Origin of the sequence: Arthrobacter sp. StoSoilB13 (genome assembly GCF_019977255.1) — a bacterium.
In the GTDB taxonomy this organism is placed as follows: domain Bacteria; phylum Actinomycetota; class Actinomycetes; order Actinomycetales; family Micrococcaceae; genus Arthrobacter.
On the sequence record NZ_AP024647.1, the window covers coordinates 582,938 to 605,961 of the forward strand.

23 protein-coding genes and 1 pseudogene are annotated in these 23,024 nt (G+C 62.5%); 9 read left to right on the forward strand and 15 right to left on the reverse strand.

Translation table 11 applies throughout. From position 1 onward, the window contains the following. Nucleotides 1-44: 44 nt before the first annotated feature. The 3 genes from LDP01_RS02720 to LDP01_RS02730 are packed head-to-tail and all read left to right on the forward strand — an operon-like array spanning nt 45 to nt 2,445. Nucleotides 45-1,181: a Gfo/Idh/MocA family protein gene (locus LDP01_RS02720; RefSeq protein WP_224090048.1), complete on the forward strand. Its 1,137-nt coding sequence runs from the start codon at nt 45-47 to the stop codon at nt 1,179-1,181. Beyond that, nucleotides 1,178-1,927 carry an SDR family NAD(P)-dependent oxidoreductase gene (locus LDP01_RS02725; protein WP_224090049.1) on the forward strand — a complete coding sequence of 250 codons (750 nt, stop codon included), beginning with the start codon at nt 1,178-1,180 and terminating at the stop codon, nt 1,925-1,927. Before LDP01_RS02720 ends, LDP01_RS02725 begins: the two co-directional genes overlap by 4 nt. A 53-nt stretch (nt 1,928-1,980) precedes the next feature. Further along, nucleotides 1,981-2,445 carry a VOC family protein gene (locus tag LDP01_RS02730; RefSeq protein ID WP_224090051.1) on the forward strand — a complete coding sequence of 155 codons (465 nt, stop codon included), beginning with the start codon at nt 1,981-1,983 and terminating at the stop codon, nt 2,443-2,445. Nucleotides 2,446-2,535: 90 nt separating this feature from the next. Here LDP01_RS02730 and LDP01_RS02735 read toward each other — a convergent pair whose 3' ends face one another. The 6 genes from LDP01_RS02735 to LDP01_RS02755 all read right to left on the reverse strand — a co-directional run bounded on the left by LDP01_RS02735 (nt 2,536) and on the right by LDP01_RS02755 (nt 7,533). After that, entirely contained in the window at nt 2,536-2,682 is a 147-nt protein-coding gene (locus LDP01_RS02735) for a hypothetical protein (RefSeq protein WP_224090053.1), read from the reverse strand. Then, complete coding sequence (locus tag LDP01_RS02740; protein ID WP_224090055.1) at nt 2,654-3,397, reverse strand: carbohydrate ABC transporter permease; 744 nt, start codon at nt 3,395-3,397, stop codon at nt 2,654-2,656. Before LDP01_RS02740 ends, LDP01_RS02735 begins: the two co-directional genes overlap by 29 nt. Continuing rightward, nucleotides 3,394-4,326 carry a carbohydrate ABC transporter permease gene (locus LDP01_RS02745; protein ID WP_224090056.1) on the reverse strand — a complete coding sequence of 311 codons (933 nt, stop codon included), beginning with the start codon at nt 4,324-4,326 and terminating at the stop codon, nt 3,394-3,396. The genes LDP01_RS02740 and LDP01_RS02745 overlap by 4 nt, the downstream gene beginning before the upstream one ends. 58 nt (nt 4,327-4,384) lie before the next feature. Then, the gene (locus LDP01_RS02750; RefSeq protein WP_263433746.1) at nt 4,385-5,245 is read right to left on the reverse strand and encodes an ABC transporter substrate-binding protein; all 861 of its coding nucleotides are present in this window, start codon (nt 5,243-5,245) and stop codon (nt 4,385-4,387) included. Continuing rightward, a complete protein-coding gene (locus tag LDP01_RS23335; RefSeq protein WP_263433747.1) occupies nt 5,232-5,642 on the reverse strand; it encodes an extracellular solute-binding protein in 411 nt (136 codons plus the stop codon). Before LDP01_RS23335 ends, LDP01_RS02750 begins: the two co-directional genes overlap by 14 nt. Before the next feature lie 301 nt (nt 5,643-5,943). Further along, nucleotides 5,944-7,533, reverse strand: coding sequence for an ATP-dependent DNA ligase (locus LDP01_RS02755; RefSeq protein WP_224090057.1), 1,590 nt, complete (start codon nt 7,531-7,533; stop codon nt 5,944-5,946). 196 nt (nt 7,534-7,729) lie between these two features. On the opposite strand from LDP01_RS02755, the gene LDP01_RS02760 reads away from it, so the two are divergent. Further along, on the forward strand, nt 7,730-8,047 hold the full coding sequence (locus LDP01_RS02760) for a DUF6457 domain-containing protein (protein WP_224090058.1): 318 nt from the start codon (nt 7,730-7,732) through the stop codon (nt 8,045-8,047). Between the two features lie 83 nt (nt 8,048-8,130). On the opposite strand, the gene LDP01_RS02765 is transcribed toward LDP01_RS02760, so the two are convergent. The 3 genes from LDP01_RS02765 to LDP01_RS02775 are packed head-to-tail and all read right to left on the reverse strand — an operon-like array spanning nt 8,131 to nt 10,169. Next, entirely contained in the window at nt 8,131-8,898 is a 768-nt protein-coding gene (locus LDP01_RS02765; protein WP_224090059.1) for an Rv2133c family protein, read from the reverse strand. Then, nucleotides 8,898-9,452, reverse strand: a complete 555-nt coding sequence (locus tag LDP01_RS02770; protein WP_224090060.1) for an Rv2134c family protein — start codon at nt 9,450-9,452, stop codon at nt 8,898-8,900. The genes LDP01_RS02765 and LDP01_RS02770 overlap by 1 nt, the downstream gene beginning before the upstream one ends. 24 nt (nt 9,453-9,476) lie before the next feature. Beyond that, nucleotides 9,477-10,169, reverse strand: a complete 693-nt coding sequence (locus LDP01_RS02775) for a histidine phosphatase family protein (protein WP_224090061.1) — start codon at nt 10,167-10,169, stop codon at nt 9,477-9,479. Between the two features lie 202 nt (nt 10,170-10,371). On the opposite strand from LDP01_RS02775, the gene LDP01_RS02780 reads away from it, so the two are divergent. Next, nucleotides 10,372-10,719 carry a DUF3311 domain-containing protein gene (locus LDP01_RS02780; RefSeq protein ID WP_224090062.1) on the forward strand — a complete coding sequence of 116 codons (348 nt, stop codon included), beginning with the start codon at nt 10,372-10,374 and terminating at the stop codon, nt 10,717-10,719. Next, entirely contained in the window at nt 10,716-12,386 is a 1,671-nt protein-coding gene (gene mctP / locus LDP01_RS02785) for a monocarboxylate uptake permease MctP (RefSeq protein ID WP_224090064.1), read from the forward strand. Before LDP01_RS02780 ends, mctP begins: the two co-directional genes overlap by 4 nt. Nucleotides 12,387-12,471: 85 nt before the next feature. Here the strand turns inward: mctP and LDP01_RS02790 are convergent, their stop codons facing one another. The 6 genes from LDP01_RS02790 to LDP01_RS02815 form a co-directional block, all read right to left on the reverse strand. Beyond that, entirely contained in the window at nt 12,472-13,332 is an 861-nt protein-coding gene (locus LDP01_RS02790; protein WP_224090066.1) for a phosphogluconate dehydrogenase C-terminal domain-containing protein, read from the reverse strand. Beyond that, complete coding sequence (locus tag LDP01_RS02795) at nt 13,314-14,132, reverse strand: sugar phosphate isomerase/epimerase family protein (protein ID WP_346658894.1); 819 nt, start codon at nt 14,130-14,132, stop codon at nt 13,314-13,316. The genes LDP01_RS02790 and LDP01_RS02795 overlap by 19 nt, the downstream gene beginning before the upstream one ends. Beyond that, nucleotides 14,129-14,947, reverse strand: a complete 819-nt coding sequence (locus tag LDP01_RS02800; protein ID WP_527249050.1) for a triose-phosphate isomerase family protein — start codon at nt 14,945-14,947, stop codon at nt 14,129-14,131. Before LDP01_RS02800 ends, LDP01_RS02795 begins: the two co-directional genes overlap by 4 nt. Then, entirely contained in the window at nt 14,931-15,401 is a 471-nt protein-coding gene (locus LDP01_RS02805) for a ribose-5-phosphate isomerase (protein WP_224090067.1), read from the reverse strand. Before LDP01_RS02805 ends, LDP01_RS02800 begins: the two co-directional genes overlap by 17 nt. After that, nucleotides 15,398-17,158 (reverse strand): dihydroxyacetone kinase family protein, encoded by a 1,761-nt coding sequence (locus tag LDP01_RS02810; RefSeq protein ID WP_224090068.1) that lies wholly within the window; start codon nt 17,156-17,158, stop codon nt 15,398-15,400. Before LDP01_RS02810 ends, LDP01_RS02805 begins: the two co-directional genes overlap by 4 nt. A gap of 87 nt (nt 17,159-17,245) precedes the next feature. After that, entirely contained in the window at nt 17,246-18,613 is a 1,368-nt protein-coding gene (locus LDP01_RS02815; RefSeq protein WP_224090069.1) for an MFS transporter, read from the reverse strand. A gap of 206 nt (nt 18,614-18,819) precedes the next feature. On the opposite strand from LDP01_RS02815, the pseudogene LDP01_RS23895 reads away from it, so the two are divergent. The 3 genes and pseudogenes from LDP01_RS23895 to LDP01_RS02830 all read left to right on the forward strand — a co-directional run bounded on the left by LDP01_RS23895 (nt 18,820) and on the right by LDP01_RS02830 (nt 23,021). Further along, a pseudogene (locus tag LDP01_RS23895) lies at nt 18,820-19,564 on the forward strand (FadR/GntR family transcriptional regulator). A gap of 214 nt (nt 19,565-19,778) precedes the next feature. Next, nucleotides 19,779-22,178 (forward strand): phosphoenolpyruvate synthase, encoded by a 2,400-nt coding sequence (ppsA, locus tag LDP01_RS02825; RefSeq protein ID WP_224090070.1) that lies wholly within the window; start codon nt 19,779-19,781, stop codon nt 22,176-22,178. Continuing rightward, nucleotides 22,179-23,021 (forward strand): pyruvate, water dikinase regulatory protein, encoded by an 843-nt coding sequence (locus tag LDP01_RS02830; RefSeq protein WP_224090071.1) that lies wholly within the window; start codon nt 22,179-22,181, stop codon nt 23,019-23,021. Nucleotides 23,022-23,024 lie beyond the last annotated feature (3 nt).

The window sequence follows — 23,024 nt, forward strand, 5'->3', positions numbered from 1 at the left end:
ACCTACGCTTTCACCCGAGGCTTGACCTTCGCAGGACCCGCATCATGACGACGGCGGCACAGGCACCGTGCGTCGCTGTGGTGGGAGCGGCCGGCTGGGCCGGATCCCGGCATGCCCGCGCATTCGCCAAAGCCGGTGCAAATGTCACCCACCTTGTGGAGCCGGACGAGCGGGGGTTCGCGCTTGCACAGGAGCTGGGTTCGCAGTTGGTGCCCAGCGTCCTGGAGCTGCCTGATCACCTTGACCTGGTCGTCGTCGCGTTGCCAACAACCTTGCAACCGGCCATCTGTGCGGATCTGCTGAACAGGGGATTCCGGGTGCTGACGGAGAAGCCGGTGGCGGCAGATGCAGAAGGTGCTGCCATCATGGCCGCTGCTTCGGGAGTCAATGAACGGCTCATGGTGGGATACACACTCCACCAGCATCCAGGCGTTCCAGCCGTATCGCAGTGGGTCAGCGACAACGACGTTATAGCCATTACTGTTCGTTCGGTTGCCCATAAGCAGAACGTTGACTCATGGCGTGCTGATCCCAAGGAGGGTGGCGTTGCGGTAGTGAACGGCATTCACGCCATAGAACTGGTTTCGTCGTGGTTCAAGGGTGACCCGAAGGTCCTGGCCACCAGCGCCAGCAACAGCCTTTACGGATCTCCGGTGCCGGAACACGTCGTCTCCACGCTCGAATTCCCCTCTGGAGTGGTGTTCACTCTGCAGACTTACTGGTCCCCTTGGCAAGAACCCGAAGGTCTCAATCAGGGCGATTGGAGCCTGACCGTCGATGTCCTTGCCAATGGCGGCCGGATGTTGTGGTCAAACGATTCCCTGCACGTGTGGGACCGGGACGGCGGCCAACAAGAGCAGACCTTCGATCCCTCTGACCTCTTCCTCCGCCAGGCGGAAGCGGCATTGAGGTTCTGTGCGGGTGAAACGCCGGCCGTTTCATTCGCCCAGGCACTCCGTGCCACAGAGATCGCCGACGCAATCCGTGCAGGGGCAGCCCCTGATGCCAGGGCGGTTCATCACGCAGCATCAGCAGAACGCGAAATAGACAAAACGCGAACCAATGGCGACCGGCCGAACCGAGCAATATCGAGTAAGGAAATGAACATGACGCAAGCACCTCACGCCCCGACCACAGGAACGCCGCGGATGAGCCGCGCCCAGAGCGGAGGGAACCGATGAGCCTCAAAAACCAGGTGGTTCTGGTAACCGGATCAAGCGGAGGAATCGGCGATGCTGCAGTCAGCGCACTCACAGCCTCAGGTGCCATCGTCATCGGCGCAGACCGTTCCCCGAAAGAGGACCAGTCCCTGGAGGCGTTCCATCCCCTCGACATCACCTCTGAACAACAGTGCGCAACGGTTATCCAGGACATCCAAGCCAAATATGGCCGTCTTGATGTCCTCGTCCACGCAGCGGGAGTGCTCGGCCCCACACCGGACATCATGGAAACAAGCACCGAAGAGTTCGACTCCATCCTGAGGATCAATACCACCGCGACCTTCACCATGGTCCGGGAGACCGCAAAATCGATGCTTGAGACCGGCACATCCGGCGCCATCGTAGTCCTGTCCTCAGTTGCGGCCAAAGAAGCACGGCTCAACTATCTGCCCTACAACGCGAGCAAGCTTGCGGTCCTGCATATTATGTGGTCTTTCGCCGAATTGCTTGGACCCAACGGCATCTCAGTGAACGCCATTGCGCCAGGACCGGTGAACACGCCCATGTGGGCTCAATTCGCCAGGGACTCCGGCCCGGACGCAGCAGCAAACCGGGCCAAGCGGGCAGCGCAGCTACCGATGCGCCGCTTTGCCGAACCCGATGAAGTTGCCCGTGCCATCCTGTTCCTTTCTGATCCCGACAATCGCTACATCACTGGAGTGTCCCTCGACGTGGCAGGCGGAGCACATCTGGGAATAGGAACCTGACCCGCGCGCATCTTTGAGCAGATATTTCGATTCAGTCAGGAATTAGAGGAAAAATGCATACAGCAATCCGTCATCATCACACTGCTCTGCACGTTGCAGACTTGGAGCGCAGCGCCCGGTTTTACGTGGAAGGGCTGGGCTTGACCCGTTTGAATGAGTGGACCTCGGGCCCCTACGTCGGCGAGCTGTACGGCCGTCCTATCGTCAAGGTCAAAGCCATGATGCTCACAGCCGGTGATGGGACCTTTCACCTGGAGCTGGTCCAGGTTGAGGATCCTCCGCCTGCCGTTGATCCCTCGGAAGCGCAGCCTGGCACGGCACATCTTGCCTTCACGGATATTGACCTGCGCGAGGTCTACGCCAGAATGACGAAGCTCGGATACAGGGCCTTGTCCGAACCGGTCGCGCCCACGTCCGGACCGGTTGCAGGAGGTCTGCTGATCTACTTACTCGATCCGGATGGGAATCGGGTAGAACTGATTCAGCCGCCCGACTGGCGCTCGAGCGAAAATTCATAAGCGAATTGGCGGGCAGGGTGCACCCTGCCCGCCAATGTTGCATTTACCGTGGCACCACGCCCGCCTGAGGACCAAACCTCGGCGAATAGGCTACCCCTTGACACCACCTGAGGTCATGCCGGCAACGAACCAGCGCTGGAATGCGAGGAAGATTGAGAGTACGGGGATGAAAGCCACGACGATGAATGCGGCGAAGAGTCCCCAGAAGCTACCGAAGCCGGTGGTTATGTATCGCACTATGCCGTTCTGGACGGTCTTCATGTCTTCTGTGGTGGCGAGGACGGTGCCCACAAGGAAGTCGTTCCAAACGAAGACAAAGATGAAGATTGCCACAGCAGCGATACCGGGCCCGGATGAGCGGGAGGATGATGCGCCACAAAATCTGCATTCGGGAGCATCCGTCGATTGCCGCCGCTTCCTCGATTTCGACGGGTATGTTCTCGATGAAATTTCGCAGGAACAGGATGGTTTGTCCACAGATGATTGCCGTGTAGACGATGATCAGCATCGGGTAGGTGTTGATCAAGGCGGTCTTGACGAACATGGAGTACAGCGCGATGAAAACCACGATCGCCGGGACCATGGACAGGACCAGAATCCCGGTCATCAGTGTTTCCATGCGGCGGCTCCGGTACCGCGTTGCCACGTACGCTGCCGGGATGCAAATTGCCAGGGCAAGGACGATAGAGCCGACCGCATAGATGAGGGAGTTTGCGAAAAAGCGCATGTTGGTCGACGTCAGCAGGCCGATATAGCCCTCGGCAGAGAATGGGGCCGGTATCCACCTTGGAGGAAATTCCAGGGTGCTCGAGGCGGTCTTGAGCGAAGTGGACAGGATCCATGCGACCGGAGGAAGGACCACCGCGGCTGAGAGAATGACGTACGCCCAGGACGGGACCGCACGAATGACATTGCCCAGGCGTCGCTGGCGGCGCGGGGTTGTGATGCTCACAGGCTTTCCTTCCGTCGGAAGCGAATGGCGACGAGAGTCAGGACGATGTTGACGGCGAAAAGAAGGATTGCCGTTGCTGATGCTCCGGAGAGATCAAACTTGTCGAACATCTGGTTGTAGACACGCATGGACAGCGTCTCTGTAGACCCGATGGGGCCTCCTCTTGTGGTGACCAAAATGATGGTGACCATCTGCACATAGAGCATGAGAAGAACGACGACGACGGAGACGATGGTGTTGCGCAGGTAGGGCAGAGTGATATTCACGAACTGGTGCCAGATACCGCCGCCGTCTACCCTCAGGCTTTCGCGAAGCTCTTCAGGAATCGTTTGAAGGGCGCCCAGGAAGAGGAGCATGGCCTGGGGATAGGACCACCAGGCTGTCATCAGAGTTACTGCAACAAGCGCACTGCCGGGTGATGAGAACACATCAGTAGGTCCGAATCCGAGGGATTTGGTGATAGCGGAAGCGGGACCGTAATTGGGATTGAGGAACCAGAGCCAGATTGTTCCTGCAGTGGCCTGTGACATCAGCCAAGGCAGCAGGAAGAGGCTCCGGACGGAGCGCTTGAAGCGGTGAAGATTGTTGAGCACGATCGCAGACAGAAGCCCGGCCGGCAAGGCGATAACCAGGGCGCCGAGCGAGAATACCAAGGTTGTCCAGATGCGGCTCGGGAGTTCGGAGTCTGAGAACAGTCGGACAAACGAATTCAGACCCGAGAATTTCCCTATCTGGTAATAAGTCGTCTCGTGGAGGGCCGTCCACGCTGTGTAGATGAGCGGCCCCACAAAAACAAAGAGGAAGACGGCGCTGACGGGGACGACGTAGAGCCATACCATTCGATCCCTACGGACCCGGCGGATAGCATCGACGCCTGAAGGGGAAGCCACAGTCTGGCGTGAGGTGCGGGTTGGGCTTTTTGTTGACATTATCTGTGTTCCTTCCGAGGGGAGCCTGATTTGGTCAGGCTCCCCTGACATCGGGCGGCTACTTCTTGTTGGCCGCGTCCTGCGCGGAACGGATAAAGTCGTTGCCTGACGTACCGTTGAGGGTCAGTTTCTGCCCGGCTTGGGACAGACCAGTGGCAAGTGCGGTCCAGGTGTTGGAATAGGTGCGTGGCTCACTGTTGGTCTTGACGTAGGCTGCGATGTCATTGACGGTCTTTGCCTCAGGCGTGGAGAAGAACGGTTGCTGGTAGGTGGCTGCCCGGGTGGGCACCTCACCGCCGGTTGCCATGAGGGCACCGGCTTCCGGCCCGGTCATGTACTCGATAAATTTCCAGGCGGCGTCGGTGTTCTTGCTGCCATTGCCTATGCCCAACGTCCAGCCAATGGTGGTACCTGTCGTATCGCCGGTACTCGCTTTAGGCAAGGCCGTCCACTTAAGGTCCTTGTTCTGCGAGCCGAAGGAAACTGCTCGTTCCGTGCCCAGAACTGCCATGGCGACCGTGCCGCTCGCCATGCCGTCAGCTACTGTGCCGTACGTGTCTGAAACGACGTTGCTACCCAAAGCCTTTGCGTCCCTGAGCTTGGCAAGGAAGTTACCAAACTCGTTGCCTTTGGCTGTTGCGAAATCCGCTTTCCCATCCTTGTTCCAGATTTCCTGGTCAACCTGTGTCATGAAGCAGTTGAAGAAGGTGCTGATGATTGCCGAGTTGTCGGTGTCCGAGAAGCCGGTCCCGAAGCCGGTGAATCCTGCAGCAGCAGCTTTCCGGGCAACGTCGACAACTTGGTCGTACGTGGTGGGAACGGTCGCGCCTATCTGGTCAAGGATCTTTTGGTTGTAGTAGAGGGCGCAGGTTCGGTATTCATAGGGCACGGCAACCGGCTTGCCGTCAGGGGCCGGCAAGAGTGTCGGTCGGACGCAGCCAGTCAGTCACCTTGGAAGCAGCCTCAGGCAGCGGTGCGTAGACGCCGGCAGACGCCATCTGGGGCACTACGGGAGTGAACATCTTGAAGACGTCAGGAGCCTGACCTGCTGCCGCCGCTTGCGGCAGTCTGTTCAACATGTCGCCAAGCGAAACCACAGAGAGGTTGATCTTGATATCGGGGTTTGCCGCCTCAAACTTGGCAATGTTTTCCTTGAGTGCCTTCGAGCGCGGATTCGCCTGGCTGGGATCGAGGAAGTCCCAGTAATTGAGCGTCACGGGACCTTTGGGTTCCGAAGCCGAGGGGGAGCAGCCACTGAGGGCGAGGCCGGCCACGACAGCTGTGACGAGCGCCAAGCCCCATCGCTTTTTGATCATGAATTTCTCCTGTGAACTGGGTTGCATATGCGGGAGCATGCCGTGCTCAATCGATGCCTACCAAACGTGGGCCACCGACGATCGGGAGGAGCCAGTTGATCATCGAGTCTCTCCTTTGAGATCGGTTGCATTTTTACGAAATTAGCAGTGAGATCGGTTGCTGAGATCGGTTGCAATAAACTTAGGGCCGATGGGGGGCTCTGTCAAGGGAACCTTTGGTGCGGATTTTGGAAGTGCCTTGCTCTCGATCGGCGGCCCGTGCGGCCACCGCCACACTGGTCGAACTCAACCAACATCCAGATTAAGGCTCCTCAGCCAGGGCCCGGGGATCCGGCTCCGCCGGTGCGGGCGATACCTTTCTACCCCCTGTTGTACGGAGCAGAGCGCGCAAGGCCTGGATCGTGTCGGCCTCGGCGGCGGTCTTGTCGTCACGGTAGCGCTTGACGCGTGCGAATCGAAGGGCGATTCCACCCGGATAGCGGGGAGAGTGTTGGACGCCGTCGATGGCGATCTCGACCACGGTGACCGGCTCGATCCATACGGTGCCCGCAGTACGCCGCACCTCCAACTCCTGGAACTTTTCAGTCTGCCACTTCAGCAGCGCGTCGGTGATGCCCTTGAAAGTCTTGCCCACCATCACGTAATCGCCGGGTTCGCCGAACTCCCCAACAGGGTCCAGGGCTCCGAGGTGCAGGTTCGACAGCAGCCCGGCGCGTCGTCCTGACCCCCATTCGCAGGCGAGCACCACCAGGTCGTAGGTGAGCACCGGCTTTACCTTGATCCAGTTCGAACCCCGCCGCCCGGCGGCGTAGGACGAGCCCAGCGCCTTCACGACCACACCCTCATGGCCGGCTTCCAGGGCATCGCGCGAAACGCTCTCGGCAACAGCTGCATCCGCAGTTATTTTCCCTGGGATGCGGTGATCGGGGACGATCCGCTCGAGCACGCCGATTCGCGTTGCCAGCGGCTCGTCGAGAAGGTCGCGCCCGTCGACGTGCAGCACGTCGAAAAACCACGGATGCAGCAGTGTGGTGCGCGCCGCGTTTGCCCCGAACCGGGACATGGTCTCCTGGAATGGTCTGGGCCCGCCGTCCTCGTCGAGTGCCAGTGTCTCGCCGTCGAGGATCACATCGCGCACCGGCAGTCCGCGCACCACCTCCACCACCTCAGGCAACCGATGGGTCACTTCGGCCAGGGTGCGGGTGAAGATATGCACGTCGTCGCCGGCACGGTGCACCTGGATGCGTGCGCCGTCGAGTTTGTATTCCACGGACGCTTCCCCCGTCGTCTCCAGGGCCTCGCTGGCACTGGCCGCGGTTGCGGCGAGCATGGGCTGGACAGGACGCCCGACGACGAGGCCGACTGCGTCAAGCTCGGCGGCGGTGCCTGTGATCGCCAGCAGGGCAGTCCCGCCGAGATCGCCGGAGAGCATCGCTGCGCGCCGTACGGCCTCGACCGGGCGATCGGCGGCACGGGCAACGGCATCCGTTAATACGCCCTCAAGCGCACCGGTACGAAGCTCCCCGAGCAGCACGCCGGCGATGAAGGTCTGCTCTCGTTCTGTGGCTTCCGCTATCAGGGTCCGAAGGATGGCGGCGCGTTCTACGGTCGACCCAGCGCCTGCGGCCGCCAGCAGCCGGTCCAAGGCAGCGTCGAGGTGGGCGATGGTGAGAGTCGGCTCAGCAGCGGGCTTGCCCTTGGCCGCCCTCATGCCGCTCCAGCCGATCCCGACCCGCCCTTGGCGAGGCTTCGCCGTGAGCAAGCCGACCGCCGTCGGGATGTCCGCGGGGTCGAGGCGCAGCAGCAGGCCTACCAGTTCGTTGATCTTGGCGACCCGGGAGCGGGTGGCCGCGACGGCTTCCGAGGTCCTCACGAGCTCATCGAGCAGCATGGCACCAGTCTGTCACGGCCGCCGTCCATGAACAGCGATTAATCCCTGTCCAGAAGCGGCGCGGGCGAATGCCCGGTCCCCGGCCAATTTGCCGGGCAACCCCTGACTTGTGGAGCAATGCCTTGTATTCTCATGGCACCACACCGAACCACGGCACCACCCCCGAACCACTTGAGACTTTCGGCAAGGAGAAATCATGCCCAGCGACAACGAAGCACAGGTTCTGTCCCAGTGGAGCCAGGAACTGGCAAGGGCGCTGCACATCCTGGACCTTGAGGTTGACCAGGAACTTGTCCTCGATCTGGCCAGGAAATCTGCAGACTCCGTGATCCATGCAGCAGCGCCGGTGACGGCTTTCATGGTCGGTTACGCTGCCGGGCTTGAAGCCGGGAAAGGAAGCCGGGGATCGGACGTTTTACCTGCCGTGGCAACTAGCAAGGCGGCAGACATCGCCTTCAGGCTCTGTTCTGACCGGGCGGAAGGAAGGGGCTGGGAGCCCACAAATCAGTCGTAAGGCCGAGAACCCCTGACGGTAAGACTTGGCACAGGGGAGTACCGGACGACTCAGCCCGCGAAGCCGGTAGCCGGTAGCCGACTCTAGAACAGCGGCCAGGGGACCGCCGGCATTCCACTGACCGGGGCCGGAAATCGTCCCGTCAGCCGGAGCCGAGCGCAGCGCGCGATGAGCGATGCGATTTCTTCGGAAGTGAGCAGGTCCGCCAGATTCCGGCCCAGCTCGCGCTTTAGTCCTTCGGTGACGCGATCGATCCCGTCGAGTTCCTCCGCTGTCAGGGCCTCTCCCAGCCATCCCCATAGCACGGTACGCAGTTTAGGTTCGCTGTGAAAGGTGAGTCCGTGGTCCACACCGTGCCGGTGTCCGTCCGTCATGGCAAGTATGTGGTTTCCTTTGCGGTCAGCGTTGTTGACCACGACGTCGAACACCGCCATACGTCTCAGCGCCGGCGAGTCTTCGTGGACGAGGGCCACCATCCGACCATTTTCATCTTGTCCCTCGAGAACGTGTTTCCAACCTGACTCTGGCAGGTGGTCCGCTGCAATCAGGTCCACCGCGCTTTGGGCGGGGTGTTGCTCCTGCCAGAGCTGCACCATCCCTTCGCCCAGAGGACCGTCACGCAGCCAGGTGTGCGGCACGACGTTCCAGCCGAGGACCTGCGAGACCAGGTACGCGGCCACCTCCCGGTGGGCGAGGGTGCCGTCGGGAAAGTCCCATAGGGGGCTCTCGCCCGCTATTGGCTTATAGACGACCGGCACGTCGCCGATGCTGCCGAGGAATGTGGCGTTTGAGGCCGCCGTGATGCGCCCTGAAAGCGTCAGCTCGGCGGTCATCAGGTCCAGCGCCGGCATTAGACCTCGGGCAAGGTGCAGTCGTGCCCGTCCGCATCCATGGGGTACCCGCAGCGGGGGCATATCGGCCGACCGGCGTCCACAATCTCACGTGTGCGCTTGGCGAATGCGCGGGCGGTCCCAACCGGCATTCGCACCAGCATCATTTCGGTTTCGTTAGAGCCGTCCTCAACAAGCGGTTCGTCCTCGTCGTCAGCATCAACGTCGATGAGGGGGTATGCCTCGACGACGATCTGGGCTGTGGTTGGGTCCCAATCCAAGGTCATGGCGCCGGTGCGGAACTGCTCCACAGGAGGTTCGATCGGGTCATTGTCGACGAGTTCAATGGGTGTACCCGTAGGGACGCTGAAGGGGTTGCCGTCGACGGTGAGGAGTTGATCGAGCAGTTCGTCGATCTTCTCCGCGAGCAGGGCCGACTGCTGCTTCTCAAGGGCAATACTCACGATCTGCGCCCCGGTCCGCACTTGCAGGTAGAACGTGCGCGCTCCGGGAAGGCCAATGGTGCCAATGACAACCCGATCAGGCCAGGCAAACTCGTGAACGCGTGTAGGCATGCCAGTAGTTTAGGCACATGACCTTCACGTCGTCTTCTGTCCTGCGCCGCCGCCCACCGGTGCATCGCCCGAGCGGATGCCGTTCGACAGCCACGACAGGTCACCAGCTTCGGTATTGGTCGCATGGACGCTGGGGCGACTCGCGCTGTAATGCACGATTGATACGGAACCGGGGCTGACGTTAATACGCTGGAACAGGTCAAGGTGCATGCCCAGCGCGTCCGCAAGGATTGACTTGATGACGTCACCGTGACTCACGGCCACCCACACGGCCCCTGGCCCGTTCCGGGCTTCGAAGGCAGCATCGTGGCGTCGAACTGCTGCCACGGACCTGGCCTGCATCGCGGCCATGGATTCACCGCCGGGAAAGACGACGGCGGACGGTTGCGACTGCACCATAGGCCACAAATCCTCGGTGGCCAGGTCATCGAGCTTGCGGCCCTGCCACTGACCGTAATCGCACTCGGTGAGATCGGGATCCACTACTGCCTGCGGCGAGCCGGCCTGGCGATCGATGATGAGCCGGGCGGTCTGCCGGCAACGCTCAAGAGGGCTCGATACCACCCCGGCGACGGGCACAGCAGCGAGCCGGTCACCGGCCAGGGCTGCTTGATCGCAGCCCAGTTGGTCCAGGCTGATGCCGTCGGCCCTACCCGCCAACAGTCCACTGGCGTTGGCTGTGGTGCGGCCATGCCGCACGAGAATTAGTGTTGCCATCCACCCAGCCTAGCCACCCTCCGCTGGTGGTGTGGACCATGCCGGGTCGCATCATTCCTGGCTCGGTAAGGAAGAGAATCCTGCGATGAACAAACAGGCTTCGGATAGGCCGAAGAGGCCTTCCCGAGCGGGACACACAGCGGTACAAAAGAGTTGAGGAGGGCATATTCGCCCTCCAACCATGGTCGACAAGGAGGTCGTGGTGTCCAATCAAAATGGTGCGGGTCCGGATCAGGGCCCCTTCCCCGCAGTTCCGCCGGGCGGACAGCCAACCCGCGAGACGCCAACCCGAGGACCGGCGAGGCCCCTACCCTACGTGGTGGCAGGCGTACTGTTGGTCACCGCGATCGTGCTCCCACTCATGCCGCAGCTGTACTCTTTCGACGCGCCACGCCTGGGCGGTATGCCCTTCTTCTACTGGTACCAGCTGCTCTGGGTGCCCATCTCCGCAGGGCTCAGCGGGATAGCCTACTGGCTGGTCAGTACGGAGGATCGACGACGGCGGACAGCGGCCCGCGCCGGGAACCGAAACGGAGGGGACAGGCCATGAACGGACGCGAGATCAACTGGATCGCCCTCATCATCGTCATCGTGCTGTTCGTCATTGTTGCTGTTATGGGCTTCCTTGCCGCTCGGTGGCGCAAGTCGGACGAGGGGCTCCACAGCCTCGATGAATGGGGGCTGGGCGGCCGCGGCTTCGGAACGTGGATCACTTGGTTCCTGCTGGGCGGCGACCTCTACACGGCCTACACCTTCGTGGCCGTGCCTGCAGCGATGTGGGCCACGGGCGCGGTGACCGGCTTCTTCGCCGTGCCGTATACGATCGTCCTCTACCCGATCATCTTCATCATCATGAGCCGGCTGTGGTCCGTGTCCCACAGGCACGGCTACGTCACTTCCGCGGATTTCGTTGGTGGCCGGTACGGGAGCCGGTGGCTGTCGCTCGCCGTCGCCATCACCGGCATTGTGGCGACGATGCCTTACATCGCCCTCCAGCTTGTGGGCATCAAGGCAGTCCTCACGGTTCTCGGCCTCGGCAGCTCCGAGAACGTGCTGCTAACGGACCTGCCGCTCATCCTCGCATTCGTCGTGCTCGCCGCCTACACCTACACCTCAGGTTTGCGGGCGCCGGCCATGATCGCCGTCGTCAAGGACCTGCTCATCTACCTCTCCGTCATCGTGGCGGTCATCTACCTTCCGATCAAGTTCGGCGGTTGGGACACGATTTTCGGTGCGGCGGAAACCAAGCTGGGCACAGTGAACCAGGCAACGGGCAAGCCGGCCGGGGTGTTCATCCCAGGCGGCGCCAACTACTCCGCATATTGGACCCTGGCGCTCGGCTCAGCCCTGGCCCTCTTCATGTACCCGCACTCCGTGACTGGCGTCCTCGCGTCAAAAGGCCGCAACACGATCCGACGCAACGCAGCCATCCTGCCGCTTTACTCGCTCATGCTCGGGTTCCTCGCCCTGCTGGGTTACGTGGCCATCAAAGCCGGTACCAAGCCGACTGACCTCGATGGATCGGTCAATCCCCAACTCGTGGTCCCGCAGTTGTTCCTGGACCACTTCCCGGCGTGGTTCGCCGGAGTTGCCCTCGCGGCCATTGCCATCGGTGCCCTGGTGCCGGCGGCCATCATGTCCATTGCCGCGGCGAACCTGTTCACGCGCAACGTCTACCGGGACTTCATCCGGCCCGACGTCGACCCCAAGACAGAGGCGAGCGTCTCCAAGATCGTCTCGCTGGTGGTCAAGGTTGGCGCGCTCATCTTCGTCGTCGCCATGGACCAGACCACGGCGATCAACTTGCAGCTGCTGGGCGGCATCTGGATCCTCCAGACGTTCCCGGCCGTTGTAGCCGGTCTATACACGCGATGGTTTGACCGCTGGGCGCTGCTTGCCGGATGGGCGGTAGGCATAGCCTTCGGTACCGTCTCGGCCTACAACGTCGTCAACCCGGTGACCCACGCGCATTTTGGTGGATCCGTCGCCCTCATCCCGGGAACCGACTTCACCGTGTATATCGCCGTTACGGCCTTCGCCCTCAACCTGATCGTCGCCGCTGTCCTCACCTTGGTGCTGCGCGCGCTGAAGGTGCCGGCAGGGGCGGACAAGACCCGGCCATCGGATTATGGCGCCGATGAAACCGATCCGAAGATTGCCGAGATCGAGCGGACGCATCGCTTCGTGGAGCCGGGAGACGCGCCGCCGGTGCCGTGAGGCTGAGCAAAGCGCCTGCCTGGGCCGCAGCCCGGGATGGCCCGAGGTGCGGTGGCATGGTGACCACCGCACCTCCCGGAAGATTTCAGCGCTTGACGGCGTCCAGCTTGAGCATCTTGGCGATGACGCCGTCCAGTTCGGAGTCGTCGAAGATCTTCTTCCAGTCGTCCTTGATGATGGTGTCCTTGCCGTATTGGATCGCGATTTCGCAGGCTTCGGAGAAGGGATTGGACCCGCGCAGGGCGTTGGTGAGTGCGATCTGGACGTGGCCGAACAGCATGGCCTTGGCGGCTTCCTCGGGAACCCCGGCTGTGTGGACGGTCTCGTGCAGTGCTTCGTTGAGCAGGGTGCCGATCATGCAGGCCACGGTTTCCACCAGGGTGGGTTCCAGGATGGCGAGCTGCTTGACGGTGACCCAGTGAACGTCGATCACGGGTGCGTAAATGGTGCGGATGACCGCTTCGGCTACGTCGCGGGTGGTGCTGGGTGCGTCGTCGTCAATGGCTGCTACGACATTCTGCGAGGCCCCCTGGCCGCCGAAGGTATCGGCCCATTCTTCCTTGGTGGTGCGCTCCAGGAACACGGACGGGTGGCACGGGTGGGCGACGGCCTGGACAACGTCGTCGCGCTTGGCCAGCAGTCCTGCGTACGCGGCGGCCGGGTCAAGGGTCAGAAGGATCGCGCCGGCCTTCATCTGCGGGACGACGCCCTCGGAGACAATGCCAAGGACGGTGTCCGGGACGGCGAGGATGACGACGTCGGCGGACTTGACGGCGTCGTCAGTTGCCGTGATCTCGCGGCCTTCAGCGCGGACGCGCTCCTGGCCGGCGGGGGAGTTCTCGCTGTAAAAGACGGTGTGGCTGGACTTCTGGAGGTTGCGGGAAACGCGCATCCCCATTTTGCCACCGGCTCCGATAACCGCGACGGTCAATTGTTCTGCTGACATTTCACTTGCTCCTTAGGAAATCGAGGCTTTGTTGGGTCCACTGGTTTTCGAGGCGGATGGTTTCCGCTTCTGTGTCCTGCCATGGCAGCCAGTGTTCGACGATCTGGTTGATGTTTCTTTCTTTGGGCTGGATCTTTTCGACCATGTAGTCGTAGTCGAGAAGGCCCTCGCCCAGGGGTGCGCCCGAGTACGTGAACCCGACCCATCCCTGTTTGCGGCTGAACGCAAAGTCTTTGATGTGCATATTCAGGACGTAAGGGCCCGACGGCGTCAATCACCTGCCGCGGCATCTCCAGCGCCGCCACGGTATTGGCGGGGTCGCTGCAAATGCCGAGATACGGGCTGTTGACGCGGCGGACGACGTCCAGGATCCGTTCCGTGGGGACCTGTTCATAGGTCTCGACGGCGATCCTCACCCCGGCTGCCTCAAACTCGGGCAGCACCTCGGTAAAGATCGCCACGGTTTCCTCGTTGTCCGGGGTGTGGCCGGGAACGTTGAACATGGTCCGCAAAAGGTCCGAGCCCAGCACCCGGGCGATATGCAGGAACCTGCGCAGGTGCTCCGGGCGGATGCCCTTCGTCCCCACTTCCAGGGTGATTCCCAGTTGGTCTGCCGTACGGCGGACGGCGGCGAGGTCGGCGTCGTCCATGTCTTCCAGCGGCGCGTAATCGCAGATCTGGAACAGGTCCACGCCCAGGTCCGCGGCCTTCCGCAGGGCGTCATGGATGCTCAGCGGTTGGGAGACCTGATCCGAGAGCTGCCAGAAGAACGCGTAGCTGCTTAAACCAATCCTGCTCATGCGGCCACCGCCTTATCCGCGGCGAGCCGTGCGGCTGTCTCGTCCAGGATGGTCTTCAGCGCTTGCGGATCGTGCGCGAAGCGGCCCAGGAACAAGCCCGCGACGGCGGTGTCCAGTTCCGTGATCAGGCCCGGTCCGGCGCTGCCGCCGTAGATGACCCGGCTGCTTTCCTGGCCCGGCAGCGAGCGGAGGTGCTCGTCCAGGCCACGAACCACGGCGCTGATGTAGTCCGGTGTTGCAGGTTCCGGTGCTCCGATGGCCCACTGCGGTTCGTAGGCCACGATGGTCCTGTTTGTGGGGCCAAGGGTTGCGGCACGGTTGAGCGCGGCGTCGATCTCTGCCGTGCAGTGGGCAACGGCTTCCTCGGGGGAGCCGGCGTTCAGTTCGCCCACGCAGAGCACGGGCGTGAGGCCATTGCGGTAGGCAGCTGCAGTCTTCAGGCCGATCACGCGATCGTCCTCGGCGAAGATCCTGCGGCGTTCCGCGTGTCCGACCTCGACGTACCTGCCACCGAGCTCGGCAACGGTCTTGCCGCCGACCTCCCCGGTGTACGCGCCCTCGTCTTCCCAGAAGATGTCCTGCGCTCCCGTTCCAACGTTGGCTTGCCCCAGGATCCGGGCCGCTTCGGGCAGGACCGGCAGGGTAGGCAGCACGAATACTTCGATGTCGCCGCTCACCACGGCCGGGTGCTTGAAAGCGATCGTGGCGACATCGCGGCAATAGTCCACGGAGCGCTGGTAGCCGAAGTACATCTTCAGGCTCACGCCGATGACCGCCATGGATTTCACCCCGGGGTTGTTAGCAGGAAGTGACACCCTCGTAGTCCTTAATCAGTGTGACCTTCTCGGCCGAGGCAGAGGTTTCGTCGAAGGTGTACGTGAGCCACTCCTTGGCGAGGCGGCGGGCGAGTTCCAGCCCAACCACGCGCTGTCCGAAGGTGAGGACCTGTGCGTTGTTCGAAAGGACGGAGCGTTCCACGGAGAAGGAATCGTGGGCGGTGACGGCGCGGATGCCGGGAACCTTGTTCGCTGCGATCGCGACGCCGAGGCCGGTGCCGCAGACCAGGAGCGCGCGGTCGGCCTTGCCGGCGGCGATCAGTTCAGCCGCTGCGATGGCCACGGACGGGTACGGAGTGTGGCTTGACGCGTCGACGCCGACGTCGGTCACGGATTCCACCAAACCGTTGGCTTCCAAGTCGGCTTTGAGGGCCTCCTTGTACTCGAATCCGGCGTCGTCCGATCCTATGACCAAGCGCAGTTTGGTGCTCATGCTGATTCCTTTACTGAGATCTTCCCGGCGGTGTTCCCGGCGAGGGTGTTGTGGATGGCCCGGACGATCAAAGCCATGGAGACGGCTCCGGCGTCGGGCGTTCCAAGGCTCTTTTCCGCGTGCGGGCGGGCGCGGCCCATGAGGGGCAGCAGGTTCGCGGTCGCCTCGGCCGACTGCTCGGCGATGGTGGCGGCAAGGCCCCACGCCTCGGTCAGGGACTGGCCGTGGTGGACACCCTCGCTGAGTGAGTCGCGGAAAGGGACCAGGACATCAACCATGGTCTTGTCGCCCACCTTGGCCTTGCCGAAGTTCATGATCGCGGCGGCGGCGTCGGCCACACCGGTGGCGACAGAACCGGCGTCGGGCGCGTTGACATCACCCAAGGCGTCACCCACCGCCCGCAAGGCCATGCCCCAGAGGGCGCCGGACGTGCCACCGGCTTTGTCTGCCCAGGCATCGGCGGCCAGGTTCAGGACGGTTCCGGCGCCGGCACCGCGTTCGACGGCGTCTTCCGCGGCTTCCACGGCGGCCCGGACTCCGCGTTCCATGCCAATGCCGTGGTCGCCGTCGCCGGCGATCGCATCGATCCTTCCCAGTTCGTCCACGCTTGAGTCAATGACTGCCTTCGCGGCACCAAGTGCCGCAAGGACACGGACTGCTGCATCACGGGAGACCACGGAGGCAACTGGGATGGAACGCTCCGCCACGTCGCTGCCGGCGGCGAGTTGTGCGGCGTCGAGCGGTGTTGCGGTGACCGCACCACGGCGGAAAGCCGGGGCATCGGCGGGGGCGAGCCACAACGCCTCCAGCTCCGCGTCCAACCAGAACAACGTCAGGGACGTCCCGGCCATGTCGAAACTGGTGACGAGCTCGCCCACCTGTGGGTCCACGGCTTGGATGCCTGCCTCGGCCAGGAGCTGGGCCACGCGGCGGTAGACCACGAACAGTTCCTCGTACTTGACGCTGCCCAAGCCATTGAGGACCGGGACCACCCGTGCGCCGTGGGCGGAGAGTCCATCCGGGATTTCGGCGAGGAGGTCCTTGACCAGCAGTTCGGCGAGTTCATCCGCCGTCGGGATGTTCGTCTCGGCAATACCGGGCTCCCCATGGATGCCCATTCCCACGGCCATACGCCCCTCGGGAACTGTGAAGAGCGGGTGGTCCGCGCCCGGCAACGTGCAGCCGGTGAACGCGACACCGAAGGAACGGGTGCGGTCATTGGCCCGTTCGGCAATCTCCACCACGGCATCCATGGAGTAGCCCGCTTCGGCGGCCGCTGCGGCCACTTTGAAGACCGTGAGGTCGCCGGCGATGCCCCGGCGCTTGTGCCGTTCGGCCAAGGGCGCGCTGGAAATGTCATCGGTGACGGCGATGCTCCTGCAGTCGATGCCCTCGGCGCGGAGCTTGTCCTGGGCCTGGGTGAAGTGCAGGACATCGCCGGCGTAGTTGCCGTAGCCGAGCAGGATGCCGCCGCCGTTGTTCGCGGCTTTGGCTACGTTGTAGACCTGCTGGGCGGAAGGGGACGCGAAGAGGTTGCCCATCGCTGCACCGTGGGCCATGCCCTGGCCGACCAAGCCAGCGAAAGCCGGGTAGTGACCGGAGCCGCCCCCGATCACCAAGGACACAGAGCCCGGGATGCTGCGGGTGCTTCTGGCGACGCCACCGGCGACACGCCGGACCCAGCGGCCGTGCGATGCGACGAAGCCTTCGATCATTTCGTCAGCGAAAGCTGAGGGCTCGTTGAATAGGCGGGTCATGGGGTATCTCCTGGGCTGTACTAAAGGTGTGAGGTGTGGTGGTTGTGCCCTCCCTGCTGGAAGGGCACAACCTGCTGCTTGGCGTGGTTACGGCTCCGCGTGGTGGCCGGCACCTGCGGGGTCCAGTGCCTCGGCGGGGATGCCGTCGCTGGACTTACGCTGGCGGCTGAGGGTGACCATGAGGATCGAGGAGAGCAACATGAAGCCTCCGACGACGAACATGGGTACCGTGTAGCCGCCGGTCAGGTCCTTGAGCCAGCCCGTGATATATCCGGCGCTGAAACCTGCCAGGTTGCCCACCGTGTTGATCAGTGCGATGCCTGCGGCGGCCGCTGCACCTGTAAGGAACTGGGTGGGAACCGTCCAGAAGTTGGGCAGTGCCGCGAAGATGGACATTGCCGTGATGGTGATGACGGCAATCGTTGCCGTGGGGGATCCGGCGAACAGCGCCAGTGGGATGCTGACACCGCCAATGAGGGCCGGAAGGGCGATGTGCCAGGTCTTTACGCCGCGCTTTGTGGCGTCCTTGGACCAGAAGTACAGGGCGAACGCTGCCGGCAGGTACGGGATGGCCGTGATCAGGCCCTTCTGGAAGACATCGAATTTGGTGCCGTAGAGGCCTTCGAAGCCGGCGATGATGGTCGGCAGGAAGAAGCCAAGGGCGTACAGGCCGTAGATGAATCCGAAGTAGATCAGGGAGAGCATCCAGACGCGGCCATTGCCGAATACGGTGCGGACGCTGACGTGCTTGTTGCTTGCGGCGGTCTGGGCCTTTTCCTTTTCAAGGGCGCCGGTCAGCCAGGTCTTTTCCTCGGATGTCAGCCACTTGGCCTTGGCGGGGGAGTCCGCCAGGTAGAACCAGGCGATGATGCCGATGACGATTGCCGGGATGGCGACACCGAAGAACATGAAGCGCCAGCCCTCGAGACCGAAGAACACGCCGTGCTGCTGGATCAAAGCTCCGGCAAGCGGGGCGCCGATCACGGTGGTGAGTGGCTGTGCCAAGTAGAAGAGGGCAAGGATCTTGCTGCGGTGCTTGGACGGAACCCAGAGGCTCAGGAAGAGGATGGCGCCGGGAAAGAAACCGGCTTCGGCAACACCCAGGATGAAACGCAGGATGTACAGCTGCTCAACGTTGCCTACCCAGGTGAAAAGCAGGGACACGATGCCCCAGCTGACCATGATGCGTGCCAGCCAGCGGCGGGCGCCGAATTTGTGGAGGGCCAGGTTGCTGGGGACTTCGAGAAGGATGTAGCCGATGAAGAAGACTCCGGATGCGAAGCCGAACTGGGCCGCAGAGAGTGCCAAATCGTTGTTCATACCGTTGGGGCCGGCAAAGGAGATGGCCGTGCGGTCAAGGTAGTTGATGAAGAACATCAGGGCGACGAACGGCACCAGCCGGATTGCCACCTTCTTGATTGCGGATTTTTCGACCACCGATTGTGTGGTGTCCACATTGACTCCTAGATGTTGGTATCCCTGCGGATCCTGCACTGGATGCGCCGGGCTGACTCATGTCATGCCGGTGGGGATCCGGCGATGGCGAAGCTTGTGAGTTAAACCATAGGGCGCTCGAGGCAAATTGGTCAACCGGTTGACCTCAAGTATTTGTTCCGGATCCCCAAACGCTCAATTGGTCATCCGGTTGTTACGCTGAGAGCATGTCAGCGAACACCGCCGCAGCAGCGGCACACATGACGGCAGCGCTTGCCCCCATGGAGCAGGGCTCCGTTGTGTCCGAAGTTGCAGAAAGGCTGCTGGCCTACTTCACGAGTGGTGACATCGCACCGGGAACCCGCCTTCCGGCGGAGCGGAATCTGGCTGCTTCCTTGGGGGTTGGGCGTTCAGCGATCCGCGAGGGCCCTCGCCGCGTTGGAGATCCTCGGTATCGTCATCGTGCGCCCAGGTTCGGGAACGTACCTGCGCGACGGCGTCTCCGAACTTTTGCCCCGGACGCTGAGTTGGGGACTGATGCTGGGTGAGCCGCGTACCCGCGAACTGGTTGAGTTGCGCAGCGGCCTGGAAGTTCAAGCTGTCGAGCTTGCCGCGCTTAGGGTTACTGACGAGGCGCTTGAGCGCATGCAGACCGACCTGGACGTCATGGCCAAGAACCTCGATGACCTCGCAGCATTCGTTGAAGCAGATGCGGCCTTCCACCGCGAAATTGCGGCCGCCTCCGGCAACATGGTCCTGGAGGAGCTCCTCCAAAGCATTCGCTCGCTCCTGCGTATCTGGGTGGACCGTGCCCTGACCGACGAAGGCCACGCCGAAGCCGCGCTCCGCGAACACACTGCGATCTTCGAGGCTTTGCGTTCCAGGGACGCCTCAGCAGTGTCCGAGACGATGCGTTCCCACATGGACACGGCATCGCGGCGCCTGCTCGCCGGATTCGACGCTGCACAGTAGGACACCGCGCGCTTCACGCCAAACGCCCTGGGCATTTGAGTCCGGCAATGGTCTTACGCAGTGGCTTCCGAGACCGGGTGGGTGACCTTTCGTTACTTCCCGGTCATGTTGCGCTCATCACATCTATTTGCTTCCCTCGACCTGTGCGCTGGATCCTTGCATGACCTAGTTTTTTTAGCGCTTGTCAGAGCGTGCCCAATGGAGGACACAATTTATGACTAACGTTCTTTGGTTTTCTGAGCTTGGCTTGTCCGACCTTGACCAGGTTGGCGGCAAAAATGCATCGCTTGGGGAAATGGTCCGGAATCTCGCCTCTGCCGGGGTGAAGGTTCCAGGCGGTTTCGCGACGACGGCGGACGCTTACCGGCGTTTTCTGGCGGACTCGGGGTTGGATGCCCGGATTGAAAGCATTCTTGAGGGCTTGGACAGCGGCGATGTGGCCGCGTTGGCCAAGGCCGGCCAGGAAATCCGGACCCTGATCCGTGAGACGCCGTTTCCGGCCGGTTTCGAAGAGGACATCCGGACGGCTTATGAGCGACTGACCCAGGAGCATGGTGGGGATGTGTCGTGGGCGGTACGTTCCAGTGCCACGGCTGAGGACCTTCCGGATGCGTCGTTTGCAGGGCAGCAGGAGACGTTCTTGAACATCCGCGGCATCGGGAACATCCTGCTGGCCATTAAGGATGTGTTCGCTTCCCTGTACAACGACCGCGCCATCGCCTACCGCGTACATCACGGCTTCACGCATTCGGAAGTGGCGCTCTCGGCAGGTATTCAGCGGATGGTGCGTTCCGACGTCGGTGCCTCCGGCGTCATGTTCACGATGGACACCGAAACCGGCTTCAGGGACGCTGTCTTCATCACGTCCTCGTATGGGCTGGGGGAGGCCGTGGTCCAGGGGGCTGTGAACCCTGATGAGTTCTATGTCTACAAGCCCGCTTTGGCAGCTGGGCGCCCGGCGGTGCTCAAGCGCGGCTTGGGCGAAAAGGCCGTGCAGATGGTCTACACGGATTCGGACGAAGTTGGCCGGACGATTGACTTCGTCCCGGTGGCGCAGGATCTGCGGAACCGTCTCAGCCTGACCGATGCTGAGGTTGAACAGCTCGCCCGGCACGCGGTAGCGATCGAGGAGCACTACGGCCGTCCGATGGATATTGAGTGGGGCAAGGACGGTGTGGACGGGGAGGTTTACATTCTTCAGGCCCGTCCGGAAACCGTAGAGTCCCGAAAAGCCGCGGGGACCACTTCCCGGTACACGCTTACTGAGCGGTCCACCGTGTTGGTGGAGGGCCGGGCGATCGGTCAGCGGATCGGTGCCGGGCAGGTGCGGGTGCTCTCCTCGATCGACCAGATGGCCTCGTTCCAGGAAGGCGATGTCCTGGTGGCGAACATGACGGACCCGGACTGGGAACCGATTATGAAGAAGGCCGCCGCGATTGTCACGGACAGAGGCGGCCGGACCTGCCACGCCGCCATCATTGCCCGGGAACTGGGTATTCCAGCCGTCGTTGGTACTGGATACGCGTCCCAGATCCTCAAGGACGGCACTCCGGTCACCGTTAGCTGCGCGGAGGGCGAGGCTGGGCTCGTCTATGAAGGTTTGCTGGAGTACTCGCTGCACGAAACCAGCCTGGAGACCATGCCGGAAGCTCCGGTGAAGATCATGATGAACGTGGGTACCCCGGAACAGGCGTTCAGTTTCGCCAAGCTCCCCAACCACGGTGTGGGCCTGGCCCGCTTGGAGTTCATCATCAACCGGCAGATCGGTGTCCATCCCAACGCCCTGTTGGCTGTGGCTGGTGAGATCGAGCGCCCGGCGACCCTGGATGACTACACCATCCGGCAAATCCAGGAAAAAACAGCCGCCTACGACGGTCCCCGCGACTATTACGTCCGGCGCCTGGCCGAAGGCATCGCCACCATCGCGGCGGCTTTCGCCCCGGAACCGGTCATCATCCGGCTCTCGGATTTCAAGTCCAACGAGTACGCCAACCTGATCGGTGGTCCGGCGTTCGAGCCGGAGGAGGAAAACCCGATGATCGGGTACCGCGGCGCGTCCCGGTACCTGTCGGCGTCCTTCCGGCAAGCGTTCGAACTCGAATGCGAAGCCTTGAAGTACGTGCGGAACGAGATGGGCCTGTCCAACATCAAGCTGATGGTCCCGTTCGTCCGGACCCTGGACGAGGCCCGCGGCGTGACCGAACTGCTCGCCGCCAACGGGCTTAGCCGTGGCGAGGACGGGCTGGAGATCGTGATGATGTGCGAACTGCCGGCCAACGCGCTCCTTGCCGACGAGTTCCTGGAGTACTTCGACGGCTTCTCCATCGGGTCAAACGACCTCACCCAGCTCACCCTGGGCCTGGATCGCGACTCTGCCCTGGTTGCCGAAGGCTTCGATGAACGGAACCCGGCCGTGACCAAGCTGCTGGAGATGGCGATCACGGCGTGCCGCGCCAAGGGCCGCTACGTCGGCATCTGTGGCCAGGGCCCCAGTGACCACCCGGACTTTGCCGAGTGGCTGCTCGGGCAGGGCATCAGTTCGATTTCGCTCAACCCCGACGCCGTGACCGAAACCTGGCTGCGCCTGGCCCGCACCACCAGCACCACGGTCTAAGTGGCAGACCACCAAACCGTGGGGGCGGGCTCCCCGCCCGCCCCCACGGTGTTCTTCCTCTCGGACAGCACCGGAATCACCGCTGAAACGCTCGGCAATACGCTGCTGACGCAGTTCCCGGGCCAGCGGCTGGAACGGCGGACCATCCCGTTCATCACCACCATCCAGCAAGCGCGTGAGGTCGTGGCGCTGATCGACCGGGTGGCTGCCACAGGTCCTGTTCCGATCATCTTTTCCACCGCCGTGGGGCAGGACATCCGTGCCGTACTCTCCCAGAGCCGCGGGCAATTCTTCGACTTGTTCGGTACGCATATAGGGCAACTCGAACAAGCCCTCGGTGCGCAGGCCAACGGCAAGCCCGGCCAGGCCCACGGCGTGGGCGATGCCGTCCGCTATCAATCCCGCATGGCCGCGGTGGAATATGCCATAGAGCACGACGACGGCCAATCGCTCCGGGCGCTTGAACGCGCCGAATTGATACTCATTGCCCCTTCGCGGTGCGGGAAAACTCCCACCACCATGTACCTTGCTTTGCAGCACGGCATCCTCGCCGCCAATTTCCCGCTGGTGGAGGAAGACTTTGACAACATGGTGCTCCCGAAGCCTTTGTTGCCTTTCGCGGGCAAGTGTTTCGGGCTGACATCCCAGCCTGTCCGGCTCAGCCAAATCCGGCAGGAACGCCGCCCGGGCAGTAACTACGCGTCCCTGAACCAGTGCACCTTTGAGCTGCGCAACGCCGAAGACATGTACCGGGCCAATGACATTCCCTACGTCAACTCCGCGTCCATGTCCGTGGAAGAAATATCTGCCACGGTGCTCCAACGAATGCAGCTGCATCACTGATGG